This is a genomic window from Caballeronia glathei, from assembly GCF_000698595.1.
GTDB lineage: Bacteria > Pseudomonadota > Gammaproteobacteria > Burkholderiales > Burkholderiaceae > Caballeronia > Caballeronia glathei.
Genome location: NZ_JFHC01000040.1, coordinates 32551 through 47324, shown reverse-complemented (window position 1 = coordinate 47324; position 14774 = coordinate 32551). Strand labels below are relative to the sequence as shown.

The window sequence follows — 14774 nt, the reverse complement described above, 5'->3', positions numbered from 1 at the left end:
TCGCGTTTTCGCGTATCGTCCGCGCGGGTCAGCGAGTTCTGTGCAACTGCTGCCACCGCTTCGGGGGTTCGCCCGTGACCTGCCTGAAGACCCGCGTGAAGTGGCTCTGCGCGGCGAAACCGCAGGATCGCGCGATCTGCGTCAGCGGCTGGTCGCCGTGCCGGATCAGTTCCATCGCCCTCTCGATGCGCCTCGCCATCAGCCAGCGATGCGGCGTCACGCCGACCTCTTCACGAAAGGCACGGGTAAAGTGCCGCACACTGAGTCCCGCCGCTTCCGACAGCGTGACGATGTCGATCTCTTCATGAAGGTGCGCATCGACGAATTCGTGGACGCGCTTCAGGCGCCACGCGGCAAGCGTGACATGCCGCGCAGGCCGCTCCTCGATCCCGGCGCGCTGCAGAACATGCGACACGAGCGTGGTCATCGCTCCGTCCACCAGCAGGCGGTCCGTTGCGTTGCCCGCGAGCGACGCGTGCCACAGGCACAGCATCAGTTGCTGCACGAGTTGATCTTCCCATGTGCACTGCGCGAGCGGACGAAGCGCGCCGGTCGGGTCGTCGGGCATGGCGGCGCCCAGAATGCGCCGAAGCGTGCTCGACGGAATGGTCAACAGCAGAAGATTGCGCCGGCCCCTGACCCGCCAGCGGCTTTCTACCCCGGCGGGCAGCACGAGAATGCGGCCCGGCACCGCTGAATCGTTACGCCAGCCGTCGCCCATGTCCCATGACCAGCGATTCTCGGCCGACGCGGAAAGCGGCATGGCCAGTACACATTCGGGAACGTCCGGATCGCTGAAGTCATGATCGGTCTGTTCGACTTCGATCATCCGAAAGGGCGTCCGGCCCCGCACGTCGCGATGCTCCTGACGGAAGACGGAGTACGCCGATTCGCGATAGAAGTCCGCGTAATGTGACCACTGATGTTTTTCAACCATAACGCTTGCCGAGCCTCGAGGACGCCGGGGAGGGCACCCTTTGACGCGAGCGGTGCGGACTTTCCCGGTTCAGCCGGAGAAGAACGGCGATTCTGCATCGACCGCACCCTCTCTTCGTCTGATTTCACACAGCATTCAACTTCCTGACCAAAGCATCGCAGCGGACCTGCTTTAACGCCTTTCGTGCCGGTGCCGAATGCCATTGATGCAACGTGTTCCTGAATCGCGCATGAGCAGCGAGTGGATCGGCGCATCGTTTCCGGACTTTACATTGAACGGCGATCGTTGACATTCATGCCGACTTTCAAGCCTTGTCCGGAACGGACACGGCTTGCTCATAACCGTCGTGGCGTGCGTGCGCGTGGACCCGAAGCGTGGGGTAACGAGGAATACCTGTCCCGATGACGCGTTCTATCAAGAGCGTCATGCTGCATCGATGGACGAACCATTCGGGCGCAGCATCGCAGCATCGCAGCCGCGCAGTTGCCGCGGTCGTCCCTTATCCCAACATAGTGCGGCACGTGAACATGAAAGTATCCGAAATAGACGAATCCATCGCTCAATACATATCGATGTGGAAGGTTCTTGCCGGCGATCGCCCGGGCGCGGACCTAGCGGATCGCAACGGACTGTCCGTGTGCTGGGCCGACAGCCCGTTTCCCTTCTGGAACGCCCTCTTCGTGCCCGATCCGATCTCCAGCGCCGAAGTGCTCATGCAGCGGCTCGAAGCATCGGCGGCGTACATGCGGTCGAAGAAGCACGGAGGCCTTCTCTATCTTTGCGAAGACTACCTGAGCGAAACAGCGATGAGCTGTCTCGACGCAGCTGTCAAGGAAGCCGGCCTCGACTTCGCACTCGATATCTTCGGCATGGCCGGCGAGATGCTTCCATATTCACCGCCTGCGCCGCGCTCCTCGCTGGAGTTCGTGCGCGTGACGGACGAAGCGGCGCTGCAACAGTATGGCGAGATCAATGCGCAGGGCTATGGCTTTCCCGACGAAAGCGGCCGCGCGGGTCTGGCCGGATCGACGTTCTGGAAGACGACTGCATACAGCTTCATCGGGTACGAGCGTGGGGAGGCGGTTTCGACCGCATCGGCGATCGTCAACCAGGGGCAGCTCTATCTCGCGCTCGTCGCAACGAGACCGCATGCACAAAGAAAGGGATACGGCGAGGCGACGGTACGCCACGCCCTGCAGGCAGCTCATGAAGCGACCGGCCTGACCCGCACGAGCCTGCATGCCACGCATGCGGGCATGCCTGTCTATGAGCGCGCCGGTTATCACCGGACCACGCGCTTTCTGACCTACGGGCTTGCTCGGTGATGTAGCGCAGCCGGAGGGGCGTACCGTGTTTCGATGCGATGGCCGCCCGGCCATGACAGCGCGTGTCGTTTTCGCCTGTCCCGCTGCGGGCTTTCGGCGCAACTCAGTCGGCCCTGCGCCGTGAGGAAATCGCGGACGCCGTGGATATCACCAGATCCGCGAACCGCTTTTCGTCGCGGTCCGCGTGCCAGCGCGGCCGTACGAGTTCGTGATGGCGGCGCCGGTCGAAATATTCCTCTTCCGTGTGCGTGTAACCTTGCTTGCGGATCGCTTCGATCCGCTCCTTGAGCTTGCGCGGCTGAAAAACGGTGGCCGAGGTATAGGCGACGAGGTTCGTGCGCGCAAGGATGTCGGTCAGCACGGTCATCGCCTTCTCTACCGACTGCACGTAGAGCGAAGACGTCGTCGGATCGGCAATCGTTTCAGCCGGTCCGGCGGGCTCGCGCTTTTTCTGTCGACCCGTCTCGCGTGGGCGGGGAGCGCCTCGAAGCTCGTCTCGTCGTGCGTCCTGAACGCTAACGGTGCATGCACGCACCGCGGGCGTGCACGGCGAAGAGCACGGGCGAATCCCCATGCTTCATGCGACACGGCGCCTGACGCCAAGCCGGTCCGCCATGACGCCGCGCGGGCAATGAACGCGGGCAGGAAGACAGTGCCGCGCATCGCCTGCGATGCGCCTGCTCCCAGTTATTGGCACGCCGATTGCTTGAAGCCACGTACTGACACGCCATGTGTGGCGTGCATCGATAGCACCATTTGAGCCGGCTGGGACAAAGGCGTCCCGGCCGGCACCGGCCAAAGAAGCCCGAAACCAGCTCGTCTGGTTTCGGGCTTTTTTTGTCTCGCGTTTTTGTCATCCGTGCCGCGGCGCGCTCGCATGAATCATGCGCGGGATCGCGAGCAACGCAGGCGACGCGCGGATTTCCTTCAAACCCCAGGCTGATTGATCACAGTGAAAAAACCTTCCTCCTTTCGTAATGCCCGCGGTGCGACGGCGCTCGCGCTGCTTCTTTCGCTCGCCGCGACGACCCACGCAGCCCTCGCCGCCGACCCCGTCAAGATCGGCGTTCCTGTCGGCCTGAGCGGCGCGAACAGCGTGGTCGCGCCATCGGTCGTGCAGGCCGCGCAACTGGCGGTCGAAGAGATCAACGCCAAAGGCGGCATCCTCGGCCGCCAGGTGAGCCTGGAAGTGGCCGACGACGGCAGCGGCGCGGCCGGCGCGCAGAAAGCATTCGATTCGCTCATCTTCGACAAGAAGGTCAACGCGCTGATTTCGATGGAAACCAGCGCGGCCCGCAATGCGGGCCTGCCGATCGTGACGCGCGGCAAGGTGCCGTTCATCTACACGTCGTTCTACGAGGGACGCTCGTGCAACCGCTATATGTATGTCGACGCGTGGGTGCCGGACCAGCAGGTCGCGCCGATCGTCGATTACTTCATGAAGCAGCAGAAGGCGAAGACGTTCTTCCTGATCGGCAGCGACTACGCATTCGGCCGCGGCATGCTCGACTTCACGAAGTCGTACATCGAGAAGCAGGGCGGCAAGGTGGTCGGCAACGAGTATCTGCCGATGGACGGCTCCGACTGGACGTCGATCATCAGCAAGCTGCAGGCGGCGAAGCCCGATGCGATCATCACGTCGACGGCCGGCGGCGCGCCGAACGTCACGCTCACGAAGCAGCTCCGCGCGGCGGGCGTGAAGGTGCCTTACGGCAACCTGGCCGTCGACGAGGGCACGGCGAAGAGCATGGGCGCGGATGCCCAGGGCATCTACATCTCGGGTTCGTACGTGACCAATATCGACACGCCCGCGAACCGCACCTTCCTCGCCGCGATGGAAAAGCGCTTCGGCAAGGACCTGAAGACGCCGAACGACCTCTCAGTGCCCGAATACGAAGCGGTCTACCTGTACAAGGCGGCGGTCGAAAAGGCGGGGACGTTCGATACCGCCAAGGTGATCCCGGCACTCGCGCAGGTATCGTTCGACGGCCCGCGCGGCAAGATCCAGATGAACAAGCAGCGCCATACGCCGCTCACGATGTACCTCGGTCAGGTGCAGGCGGACGGTTCGGTGAAGGTGATCGAATCGTTCAGGAACGTCGATCCGGGCGCGCAATGCCCGGCGCTCAAGTGAGCGCTGCCTGGGAGTCGTGGCAATGCTGAACCTCGGTCTGGACGTCGCCACCACGGCGGCGATCCTGTTCATCGTGTCGGCGGGGCTGCTGATGGTCTTCGGCGTGATGAAGATCATCAACTTCTCGCACGGCGCATTTCTCACGGTGGGCGGTTATGCGAGCGTGATCGTCGCGCACCTCGGGCTCGCGTGGTGGTGGGGCGTGCCGTTCGCACTCGCGATCGGCTTCGTGCTCGGCATCGCAGTGGAGCGCTTCATCGTGCGCCCGCTCTATGCGCGCCCGCTCGACGCGATTCTCGCCACGTGGGGCCTCGGCATCATCGTCGGGCAGATCGTGACGCTGATCTTCGGGCGCGGCGTGCAGATGGTCGCGAGCCCGGTCGAGGGCGCGATCCCGCTCTTCGGCGTGCAGTACTCGGCGTACCGGCTGATCCTGATCGGCGTGGCGCTCGTGATCGCGCTCGCGCTTGGCTGGCTGCTCAACGGCACGCGGCTCGGCTTGCAGACGCGCGCCGTCATCATGAACGAGGCGCTCGCGCGCGGCCTCGGCATCAGCAGTTCGCGCGTGCGCTTCATGACCTTCTGCACCGGCGCCGCGCTGGCGTCGGCGGCAGGCTGCCTGATCACGCCGCTCGCAAGCGTCGATCCGAACATGGGCGTGCCGTGGATCGTCGGCGCGTTCATGCTCGTGCTGGTCTCCGGGTCGTCGCTCCTGAGCCTCGCCGTGGCGAGCATCGTGCTGGGCGGCGCGCAGGTGCTCGTCAGCACCTTCGTCAACCCGGTGCTCGGCGGCCTCACGATCGCCGTGCTCGCGGCATTGCTGTTGCGTTTCCGACCGGAGGGGTTTGCTCGTGGCTGATTCCGCTTACGCATTGCGGGCTTCGGCCGCTTCCCCGTGGCGCCGGGCGCTGCTCGCGGGCGGCGTTGCGCTCGTGCTGCTTGCCGTCTGCAGCGTGGTGCTGCCGACCTTCCTCGTCAACAACCTGATCCGTGCGTTCCTCTACGCGGCCGTGGCGCTGACGGTCGATCTGCTCTGGGGCTACACGGGCATCCTCACGTTCGGACAGTCGGCGTTCTTCGGCATCGGCGCCTATGCGGCCGGGCTCATCTTCACGCACGCGGGCTTCTCGCTGCCGCTCGCGACGGGGGCGCTCGTCGCGGGCATCGGCGCGGCGTGGCTGGTCTCGCGCGCGGTCGGCTGGCTCGCCTTCTACCATGGCGCCTCGCCTCTCTATGCGTCGGTCGTGACGCTCGTGCTGCCGATCGTCCTCGTGCAGGGCATCTATTCGGGCGGGGAATTCACCGGGTCGAGCAGCGGGCTGTCAGGGTTCGACAGTTTCGATATTCCGCTCGAAGCGTGGTTCTTCATCGCCGGCGCGTTCCTGATCTGTCTCGCCGTCACGGCATGGATGTTCGTGCGCAGCGACGCGGGGCGGCTGCTCGTGGCGATCCGCGAGAACGAGGCGCGCTGCGAGTATCTCGGCATCGACGTGTCCCGCTACAAGGCGCGTCTCATGGACACGTGCGCCGTGATCGCCGCATTCGCAGGCTTTCTGTTCGCGTGCGTGCAGATGGTGGTTGCGCCGGAGTACGCCGGCTTCGTCTTCGGCACGGAGCTGGTGATCTGGGTGGCGCTGGGCGGGCGCGGCTCGCTCATCGGGCCGATCGCCGGCACCATGCTGATCGACGTCGGCAGCGCGTATCTCAGCGGGAACCTTCCGTATGTCTGGACGTTGCTGGTGGGTGTCGCGTTCGTGGTGGTGATCGTCGCGATGCCGCGCGGGCTCGCACCGGTGGTCGCCATCGGCGCACGCCGCGCGCTGCCGCGGCGCAGGCGGGCTGACGCGGAGCCGGTCGTGTTCGCGGTGGCGAAGGCGCGTGAACATGGCGGCGCCGAAGAGGCGCGGCCGGCGCTCTCGATCAGGGGCGTGCAGAAGCACTTCGGAAGCCTCAAGGTGCTCGACGGCATCAGCTTCGACGCCCGCGCCGGCGAACTGCTGAGCCTGATCGGGCCGAACGGCGCGGGCAAGAGCACGCTGATGCGCTGCATTGCCGATGGCGCGGAACGCTCGGCGGGCAGCGTCGAAATCGGCGGCACCGATATCCGCACGCTCGCGCCGTACGACTGTGTGGCGCTTGGCATCGGGCGCAAGTTCCAGACCGCGACCGTGTTCGAATCGCTCACCGTGGCAGAGGCGCTGCGCATTGCGCGGCATCGGGTGGCGCCGCCGTCGAAATGGCAACGCAGCCCGGTGCTCGAACTTCCGCAGCCGGCGCTCGACGTGCTGCGGCTCACGGGTCTCGACCGCATGCCCGGGCGCGAGTGCCGCTACCTCTCGCACGGGCAGAAGCAGGCGCTCGAACTGGCGATGGTGCTGGCGCTCGAGCCGCGCACCGTGCTTCTCGACGAGCCCACGGCGGGTCTCACGAAGCAGGAGCGCACGCAGATCGGCGAGATCTTCGTGGCCTTGTCGTCGCGATACCGCATGTGCCTCCTGCTCGTCGAGCACGACCTGGAGTTCGTTCAGCAGATCAGCTCGCGAATCATCGTGCTGCATCAGGGGCGCATCGTGATGGACGGCGGCGTGGACGAAGTAGTGAATTCCGAACTCGTGCGCTCGGTGTACGCGGGCGAGTCGCATGCGGCCGCCGGCACGCAAGAGGAGGGCCGCGCATGAATGCTCCGGCTATCGTGCAGGTCGATGCGCTCAAGAGCGGCTACGGCGAGGCGATGGTGCTCAAGGGCCTCGACTTGAGGCTCGCGCGCGGCGAGGTCATGGCGATCCTCGGCAAGAACGGCATGGGCAAATCGACGTTGCTCAAGACGCTGATGGGCTACATCCGCCCGGCGGACGGCGAGGTCGCGCTGTTCGGCGAACGGACCACCGGCATGCCGCCCAATCGCATCGCGCGTCGCGACGTTGCCTACATTCCGCAGGAAAAGGCGCTGTTTCAGGACCTCACCGTCGAGGAAAACCTGAAGCTCGCGCTGCTGCGCGACCGCGATTTCAAGGCGCTGTTCGCGCGTATCGACGACCTCTTTCCATTTCTGAAGGACCGCCTCAGGCAGAAGGCCGGCACGCTCTCGGGCGGCGAGCAGAAGATGCTGCTGGTGGCGCGCGCGCTGATCCGTCAGCCGAAGCTGATCCTGATCGACGAGATCACGGAAGGAATGCAGCCGTCGGTGATCGAGCGGCTGGTGGGCATCCTGATCCGCGAACGCGACACGGCCGGCACGACGATGCTGCTCGTCGAGCAGCACGTGCGCTTCGCGTTCGCGGTTGCCAACCGCTACGCCGTGCTCGAACTCGGCGAGATTCCCGCGTCGGGCGAGACGGCTGAACCGTCGGCGCAGGCGACGGTCTCGCGGTTCCTGTCGCTCTGACCGTGTCGCTCGAACCTTTTCGCCGTAACTCCAGGAGTGAGTCGCCATGACTTTTTCGATCGTCGCAAGGTGCGCGCGTACGGGTGAGCTGGGCGTCGCGGTGAGCACGGCGGTGCCGGCCGTCGGCGCGATGTGCCCGTATCTGCGCGCAGGCGTCGGGGCCGTCTCGACGCAATCGTGGGTCAATCCCTATCTGGCGCTGAACGCGCTCGACCTGCTCGAACGCGGCGCCAGCGCGCAAAGCGCCCTCGAACAGGTGCTGGAAGGCGATCCGGCCGCGGCGCTGAGGCAGCTTGGCATCGTGGACCGGCACGGGTATACCGCGACCTGGACCGGGTCGCAGTGCACCGGCTGGGCCGGCCAGCGGACGGGTGCGTCGTTCACGATCCAGGGCAATATGCTGACGAGCCCGGCCACGCTCGATGCGATGCAGGCGGCGTTCGAATCGAGCGCGCAATGCGCGCTCGAGGAACGTCTGATGCGCGCGCTCGAAGCGGGGCAGATGAACGGCGGCGACAAGCGCGGCCGCCAATCGGCGGCGCTCAAGGTGATGGGCGACGAAGCCTACGCGCAACTCGACCTGCGGGTCGACGAGCACCCCGATCCGGTGGCGGAGCTGCGTCGCGTATTCGGCGTGGCGCAGCGGCAGCTGACGCCCTTCGTGCAGGCCATGCCGACGCGCGACGACCCGGGGCGCGCGCCGTCAGCCGATGTCACCGCACTGCTGCTCACGCCACCGCCGATGCGGCCCGGCGCGAGCGATGAAGAGGCGGCGCGCGATGCGCGTGTGCTTCGCGAATGGGTGGGCGTCGCGTTCGCCTCCGACCGCTCCGCGCACAACCTGACGACGTACCGTTCGATCCTCGCGGAGATTACGAAGCTGCGCGAACTCGACTTGTCGGCGACGCATCCGGCCGTGATCTTCGACCCCGCGCGGGCCTATGGCGCGCGCGCCGGCGGGAGCGGCGAATGAGCGACGATCTCACCGCGCTCGCCGGGCGCATCGCATCGGGGGAGGTGTCGCCGGTCGGGGTCATGGAGGCGCTGCTCACGCGCATCCGCGCACTCGACCCCGAGATCGAAGCCTACGAATGCGTGAATCCCGCTGCGCTCGTCGAAGCCCGCCGCTGTGCCGACGAACTGCGGCGCGGCGAACGGCGCGGTCTGCTGCACGGCGTGCCGGTTGCGGTAAAGGACAACTATCTCACCGCCGACATGCCGACCACCGCCGGCAGCCGCGCGCCGGGATACCGGTTTGCGCGCGAAGACTCCGCGGCCGTCGCGCGCCTGCGCTCGGCGGGCGCCATCGTGATCGGCAAGACGCGCACGCACGAGTTCGCATGGGGCACCGAGACGCCTCCCACGCGCAACCCCTGGGACCCGTCGCGCATTCCCGGCGGGTCGAGCGGCGGCTCGGGCGCCGCGCTTGCGGCGCGCCTCGCGTATGGCGCGCTCGGCTCGGACACCGGCGGCTCGATCCGCATTCCCGCGAGCCTCTGCGGCGTGGTCGGCCTGAAGCCGACTTTCGGCCGGGTCAGCCGGACCGGGATCGTGCCGCACAGCTGGTCGCTCGATCACGCGGGGCCGCTCGCGCTTTCGGTGCGTGACGCCGCGCTCATGCTCAACGTGCTGGCCGGTCACGACCCGCTCGATGCGGGCAGCGCCGACGTGCCCGTACCCGACTACACGGCGTCGCTCGACGGCGGCATCGAAGGCATGCGCATCGGCGTGTGCCGCAATCATTTCTTCGGCCGCAACGAAGGGGAGGTCGAAGCGCTGGTGGAGCGCGCGATCGACGATCTCGCCGCGCTGGGCGCGCAGGTGATCGATTTCGAAGTGCCCGGCCTGCAGTACGGTCTCGGCGCGATCTTCGCGATCGAGCTGGCTTCGTCGAGCGCTTACCACGACCTCGGCCTGCAGCGCGGCGCCACTGCCGCGATGGCCGACGACGTGCGCACGCTCGTCGAAATCGGCAGGCTGGTGTCGGCGTCGGACTATCTGAAGGCGGAGCAGTTGCGCGCCCGGCTCATCGATGATTTCAAGGCCGTGTTCGAACGCGTCGATGTCGTGGTGACGCCGGCGTCGCCGGTGACGGCCTGGCAGCGCGGCCAGGCGAGCGTGGTGACCGGCGGCGTTGAAGAAAGCCCGCTCGCGGCCTCGTGGCGGCTCACCTATCCATTCAATCTGACGGGGCTGCCCGCGCTGTCGCTGCCTTGCGGTTTCGATTCACGCGGACTCCCCGTGGGCTTGCAGATCGCCGGCAAGCCATTCGACGAAGCGACGGTGCTGCGCGTCGCGCATGCCTATGAGGGCGTGCACCACTGGAACGCGGCGCTGCCGCCGATCGCGAAAGGAATTCAGTCATGACGGACGGCAACGAAAGCAGGGTGGGCGTGGCGTGCATCCAGATGCAGCCGGAGATCGGCGCGAAGGCGCGCAACGTGGCGCATTCGGTCGGGCTGATCGAAGAAGCGCATGCGCGCGGGGCGCGCCTGATCGTGCTGCCGGAACTGTGCAACTCGGGGTACGTATTCGAGTCGCGGGAAGAGGCTTTCGCGCTTTCCGAGCGCCTAGCCGACGGCAGCACGATCGGAACCTGGGCAGCCGTCGCGGCTCGTCTCGGGGTCACGCTGGTTGCCGGTTTCGCCGAGCGCGACGGCGACGCGCTCTACAACGCGGCCGCCGTGATCGGCCCGGGCGGGGTGCTGGGCGGCTATCGGAAGATGCATCTGTGGGGCGCGGAAAACCTGTACTTCGAGGCGGGCAATCTCGGCATGCCGGTGTTTCACACACCGTTTGGCCGTATCGCGTGCGCGATCTGCTACGACATCTGGTTTCCCGAAGTCTTCCGCATGGCTTCGGGCGGCGGCGCCGACATCCTGTGCGTGCCGACCAACTGGGTGCCGATGCCCGCGCAGCGGCCGGAGCTGCCCGTGATGGCCAACGTTCTCGCGATGGGCGGCGCGCATTCGAACGGCATGTTCGTGGCGGCGGCGGACCGGGTCGGCACCGAGCGCGGCCAGCCGTTCCTTGGATGCAGCCTGATCGTCGATTCGCAGGGCTGGCCGGTTGCCGGCCCCGCCAGCGCGACCGATGAAGCGATCCTCGTCGCCGGGGTGAACCTGTCCGACGCCCGGCGCAACCGCCAGCTGAACGCGTTCAATCACGTATTGCGGGACCGGCGGCCGGACGTCTACTGATGCTTGCAGCAGGCGGGCAGGCGCTGTTCGGCCTGCTCGTGGAGAGGCAGGCCGCCGATTCGCAGATCCGCTCGCTTCGGCAGTTCATGCCGGATGAACTTCATGCCGCCCGCCTTCGCGTCACGCGCGCATATGAGCCAGCGCAACATTTAGCGCGCGTTCTTCAGCGAATGCGGCATCAGTCGCATGGCGCTGCTGAACGACGCCCGGACGTCCAGATCACGAGGATCGCGCGCCGTCGCGGTTTCGATGCCTCGGATGCGCTGCGCCATCGCTCCCGCCGGTGGTTGCGCACCGTTCCGCACGATGGCCCCAGCCGCTTCAGGGCGGTTCAGGCCGGGCGGGAACGCAGTCGCGAACGTACGTGCGCTGCGCGACGAGCGGGCGCGGCGTCCGGAGCGTGCTCCGACGCCGTGCGCGCGAAAATACCGGCGTTGCGCAGCCACCCGCACCGGTCTGGCCGAATTCTTGCTGCCCGCGCGGGCGCCCGGTATTTTCCAAACTGTGGGCGGCGCGCAACTCCCGCGCATCTTGCCAGCTTGTTCTTTGCATTCTCCGCGCTAGACTACTAAACGGGCAAAAGGAAGCCGTCACGCAGGCCTCGGGGAGATGGTCATGAACCGGCCGCTGGAAAGAATCGTCCCTCGTTCGATCGGCGTCGCGCAGGCGTGGCGGCGCTTCGAATGGCTGCTGATCGCGGTGTGTCTGGCCGTGTGCGTGATCGCCGCGCTCATGGTGCGGGAGGAATTCCAGACTTCGCAGCGGCAGGCGCGCTATTTCTCGGAACTCGGGCGCGACGTGGGTTTTACCGTCGGCGACGGCCCGAGCACCAGCATCCGCTATCCCGCGGCGGGCCCCTACGACTTGCGTCTTGGCTATGCGTTGCTGCCGTCGTTTCAGGAACGGCTGACCGCGCGCGGCTTCACCGTCACCGCGCAGGCACGCACCTCAGCGACCATGGCGACGCTGGCGGACAAGGGCCTCTTTCTTCCATACGAGGAAAAGGACCGGGCAGGGCTGCTGCTCCTCGATTCGCGCGGCACCGAGCTTTTCAATGCGCAGCATCCGCGTCTCGTCTACGACAATTTCGATGCAATTCCCACGCTCGTCGTGGCGGCGCTGCTCTTCATCGAGGACCGCAACCTGCTGGATGCAAGCCAGCCGAACCGCAATCCGGCAATCGACTGGGGGCGCTTCTCCCGCGCGCTCGTCGATCAGGGCGTGCGCGTCTTCGACGCGCATCAGCCGCAGCCGGGCGGCAGCACGCTCGCCACGCAGATCGAGAAGTTCAGGCATTCGGCGGGCGGGCGCACCGCCACGCCGCCGGAGAAGCTGCGCCAGATCGCGTCCGCATCGGTGCGGGCCTACCTGAGCGGGCCGCAGACGATGCCCGCGCGCCGCGAGATCGTGGTGCGCTATCTCAACTCGGTGCCGCTCGCGGCGAAGCCCGGCATGGGCGAGATCAGCGGGATCGGCGACGGCATGTCCGCATGGTACGGACGCGATTTCGACGAGTTCAACGACATCCTGAACGCCGCGCGCACGGCCGAAACACTCGACGCCCAGGCGCTGGCGTTCAAGCAGGTCCTCTCCCTGATGATCGCGCAGCGTGCGCCGTCCCGCTTCCTGCGAGCGGACAACCCCGAACTCGATCGCCTGACGAACAGCTATCTGCGCCTGCTCGCGGTCAACGGCATCGTTCCTTCTGCGCTGCGCGATGCCGCGCTCGCCGTGCGGCTCGAACTGAACCGCACGCCTGTCGTGCATTCGCCCGTGTCGTACGTCACGCGCAAGGCCGTGACCGCGCTGCGCGCGAACCTGATGGCGACGCTGGGCGTCGGCAGTTTCTACGACCTCGACCGCCTCGACCTGACCGCCACCGCGACGCTCGACAACGCCGTCCAGCAGGCGGTGAACGAACGGCTCGCGAGCGCGACCACGCGCGACGGCGCGCGCGCAGCGGGCCTGTACGGCTATCACATGCTGCGCGACAAGGACGATCCGTCGAGGATCACGTACAGCTTCACGCTCTTCGAACGCCGCGACGGCGCGAACCTCGTGCGCGTGCAGACCGACAGCGCGGACCAGCCGTTCGACATCAACCGCGGCGCGCGGCTGAACCTCGGTTCGACCGCGAAGCTGCGCACCGTGATCACGTATCTGCAGATCGTCTCGGCGCTGCACGAGCGTTACGGCGCGATGAGCGCGGCGCAGTTGCGCGACGTGAAGCCCGACCGGCAGGACGCGCTCACGCGCTGGGCGGTCGATTACCTTGCGCACACATCCGACCGGTCGCTGCGCGCGATGCTCGATGCCGCGGTCGAGCGGAAATACTCCGCGAGTCCGGGTGAAACGTTCTACACGGGTGGCGGCGCGCAGGTGTTCAACAACTTCGAGTCGAGCGACAACGGGCGCATTCTCACGGTCCATCGCGCGTTCCAGCATTCGGTGAATCTGGTGTTCGTGCGCATGATGCGCGACATCGTGCACTACGAGACGGTGCGCATCGCAGGGCCCACCTCCGAATGGCTCGACGACCCCGCGACGCGGCGCACGTATCTCACGCATTTCGCCGATGCCGAGAGCCGCGTGTACATGACGCGCTTTTACAAGAAGTATCGCCAGAAGACGGCGGACGAGGCGCTCGCGCTGCTCGTGCGCGACGTGCGCAAGTCGCCGCCCAAGATCGCGACGGTGCTGCGCAGCGTGGCACCCGACGCGCCGCAGGTCTGGTTCGACGAGAACATGCGCGCGGCGCTCAAGGGCACGCCGGCGGCGACGCTGCCTGACGAGGATCTCGCGGCGCTCTATCGCAAGTATGGCGTCGACAAGTTCAATCTCAACGACCGCGGCTACATTGCGAGCGTGCATCCGCTCGAACTCTGGACCGTGAACTACTTGCGCAATCATCCGCAGGCGTCCCTGAACGATTTGCAGGATGCGAGCTGGGATGCGCGCGCCACCGCTTACTCGTGGCTCTTCAAGACGCGCTATCGCGCAACGCAGGACCGGCGCATCAAGCGCATGGTCGAACTGCAGGCGTATGCGGAGATCGCCAAGTCGTGGCGCGCGCTGGGGTATCCGTTCGCGTCGCTCACGCCGTCGTATGCGGCGGCGGTCGGTGCGTCCGGTGACCGGCCGGCTGCGCTCGCGCAGCTGATCGGCATTGTCGCGAGCGGCGGAAATGCGCTGCCCTCGGAGAATCTCGCGAGCCTCGAATTCGCGAAGGACACGCCTTACGAGACCCGCTTCGATCATGCGAGCGCGCCGGCGCGGCCGGTGCTCGCGCCGGAGATCGCCGAAGTGGTGCGTGGGCTGCTGCGTGACGTCGTGCAGGGCGGCACGGCACGGCGCTTTTCCGACGGCATGACGACCGCCGATGGCCGCACGCTCGAGGTGTACGGCAAGACCGGCACCGGCGACCAGCGCTTCAACGTGTTCGCGCGCGGCGGGCGCCTCATCGAATCGCGCAAGGTCAACCGGACCGCGACGTTCGTGTTCGGCATAGGCGATCGCTACTTCGGCACGCTCACGGCGCACGTGCGCGAGCCCTACGCGGCGCGCTATGACTTCACGAGTGCGCTCGCGCTGCAAATGCTCAGGTCCATCGGTCCGGAACTGCGGCCGTTGCTGAACGACCCTGCCGGTTCCGGCACGGGATCACGGCGCGTGCGCACCGACGCCCAGGCAGCCGAGAGCATTCATCGCGTCGCGGACACGAGCAAGGCGGATTGACGCCTTTCATGCTGTCGTGAATCCGCACTGGCCGCCCGGCCGCGCACGGAATAAATCC

12 protein-coding genes and 1 pseudogene are annotated in these 14774 nt (G+C 66.6%); 9 read left to right on the top strand and 4 right to left on the bottom strand.

What is annotated here, in order from left to right; genetic code table 11:
* Positions 1–28: 28 nt before the first annotated feature.
* Positions 29–937, bottom strand: coding sequence for a helix-turn-helix domain-containing protein (locus BG61_RS23245; protein ID WP_035934390.1), 909 nt, complete (start codon positions 935–937; stop codon positions 29–31).
* A gap of 527 nt (positions 938–1464) precedes the next feature.
* Between BG61_RS23245 and BG61_RS23240 the strand changes: the two genes are divergently transcribed.
* Complete coding sequence (locus BG61_RS23240) at positions 1465–2262, top strand: GNAT family N-acetyltransferase (protein ID WP_035934609.1); 798 nt, start codon at positions 1465–1467, stop codon at positions 2260–2262.
* A 103-nt stretch (positions 2263–2365) separates the two neighbouring features.
* On the opposite strand, the pseudogene BG61_RS44095 reads toward BG61_RS23240, so the two are convergent.
* Positions 2366–2620: pseudogene (locus tag BG61_RS44095) on the bottom strand (IclR family transcriptional regulator domain-containing protein); the annotation flags it as partial.
* A 645-nt stretch (positions 2621–3265) separates the two neighbouring features.
* On the opposite strand from BG61_RS44095, the gene BG61_RS23230 reads away from it, so the two are divergent.
* From BG61_RS23230 to BG61_RS23200, 7 genes are read left to right on the top strand one after another with little or no spacing between them, the layout of a single operon-like run.
* Complete coding sequence (locus tag BG61_RS23230; RefSeq protein ID WP_035934607.1) at positions 3266–4396, top strand: substrate-binding protein; 1131 nt, start codon at positions 3266–3268, stop codon at positions 4394–4396.
* Between the two features lie 25 nt (positions 4397–4421).
* Positions 4422–5255 (top strand): branched-chain amino acid ABC transporter permease, encoded by an 834-nt coding sequence (locus tag BG61_RS23225; protein ID WP_199242003.1) that lies wholly within the window; start codon positions 4422–4424, stop codon positions 5253–5255.
* Positions 5248–7074 carry a branched-chain amino acid ABC transporter ATP-binding protein/permease gene (locus BG61_RS23220; RefSeq protein WP_206540611.1) on the top strand — a complete coding sequence of 609 codons (1827 nt, stop codon included), beginning with the start codon at positions 5248–5250 and terminating at the stop codon, positions 7072–7074. Before BG61_RS23225 ends, BG61_RS23220 begins: the two co-directional genes overlap by 8 nt.
* Positions 7071–7781: a branched-chain amino acid ABC transporter ATP-binding protein gene (locus BG61_RS23215; RefSeq protein WP_035934388.1), complete on the top strand. Its 711-nt coding sequence runs from the start codon at positions 7071–7073 to the stop codon at positions 7779–7781. Before BG61_RS23220 ends, BG61_RS23215 begins: the two co-directional genes overlap by 4 nt.
* Positions 7782–7827: 46 nt before the next feature.
* Positions 7828–8754: a DUF1028 domain-containing protein gene (locus BG61_RS23210; protein ID WP_035934387.1), complete on the top strand. Its 927-nt coding sequence runs from the start codon at positions 7828–7830 to the stop codon at positions 8752–8754.
* Positions 8751–10148 carry an amidase gene (locus BG61_RS23205; protein ID WP_035934386.1) on the top strand — a complete coding sequence of 466 codons (1398 nt, stop codon included), beginning with the start codon at positions 8751–8753 and terminating at the stop codon, positions 10146–10148. Before BG61_RS23210 ends, BG61_RS23205 begins: the two co-directional genes overlap by 4 nt.
* Positions 10145–10981 (top strand): nitrilase family protein, encoded by an 837-nt coding sequence (locus BG61_RS23200; RefSeq protein ID WP_035934385.1) that lies wholly within the window; start codon positions 10145–10147, stop codon positions 10979–10981. The genes BG61_RS23205 and BG61_RS23200 overlap by 4 nt, the downstream gene beginning before the upstream one ends.
* Here BG61_RS23200 and BG61_RS42910 read toward each other — a convergent pair.
* Together BG61_RS42910 and BG61_RS44665 are read right to left on the bottom strand one after the other, a co-directional pair.
* Positions 10975–11130, bottom strand: coding sequence for a hypothetical protein (locus BG61_RS42910; RefSeq protein ID WP_161783695.1), 156 nt, complete (start codon positions 11128–11130; stop codon positions 10975–10977). The genes BG61_RS23200 and BG61_RS42910 overlap by 7 nt on opposite strands.
* Positions 11131–11253: a hypothetical protein gene (locus BG61_RS44665; protein WP_267908573.1), complete on the bottom strand. Its 123-nt coding sequence runs from the start codon at positions 11251–11253 to the stop codon at positions 11131–11133.
* Between the two features lie 343 nt (positions 11254–11596).
* Between BG61_RS44665 and BG61_RS23195 the strand changes: the two genes are divergently transcribed.
* Positions 11597–14716, top strand: a complete 3120-nt coding sequence (locus tag BG61_RS23195) for a transglycosylase domain-containing protein (RefSeq protein ID WP_051672745.1) — start codon at positions 11597–11599, stop codon at positions 14714–14716.
* Positions 14717–14774: the final 58 nt, after the last annotated feature.

Bases quoted from the DNA above. Each gene is read 5' to 3' on its own strand.
- BG61_RS42910 (WP_161783695.1), bottom strand. From the start codon at position 11,130: ATGTTGCGCTGGCTCATATGCGCGCGTGACGCGAAGGCGGGCGGCATG.
- BG61_RS23205 (WP_035934386.1), top strand. From the start codon at position 8,751: ATGAGCGACGATCTCACCGCGCTCGCCGGGCGCATCGCATCGGGGGAG.
- BG61_RS23240 (WP_035934609.1), top strand. From the start codon at position 1,465: ATGAAAGTATCCGAAATAGACGAATCCATCGCTCAATACATATCGATG.
- BG61_RS23215 (WP_035934388.1), top strand. From the start codon at position 7,071: ATGAATGCTCCGGCTATCGTGCAGGTCGATGCGCTCAAGAGCGGCTAC.
- BG61_RS23245 (WP_035934390.1), bottom strand. From the start codon at position 937: ATGGTTGAAAAACATCAGTGGTCACATTACGCGGACTTCTATCGCGAA.
- BG61_RS23210 (WP_035934387.1), top strand. From the start codon at position 7,828: ATGACTTTTTCGATCGTCGCAAGGTGCGCGCGTACGGGTGAGCTGGGC.
- BG61_RS23200 (WP_035934385.1), top strand. From the start codon at position 10,145: ATGACGGACGGCAACGAAAGCAGGGTGGGCGTGGCGTGCATCCAGATG.
- BG61_RS44665 (WP_267908573.1), bottom strand. From the start codon at position 11,253: ATGGCGCAGCGCATCCGAGGCATCGAAACCGCGACGGCGCGCGATCCT.
- BG61_RS23195 (WP_051672745.1), top strand. From the start codon at position 11,597: ATGAACCGGCCGCTGGAAAGAATCGTCCCTCGTTCGATCGGCGTCGCG.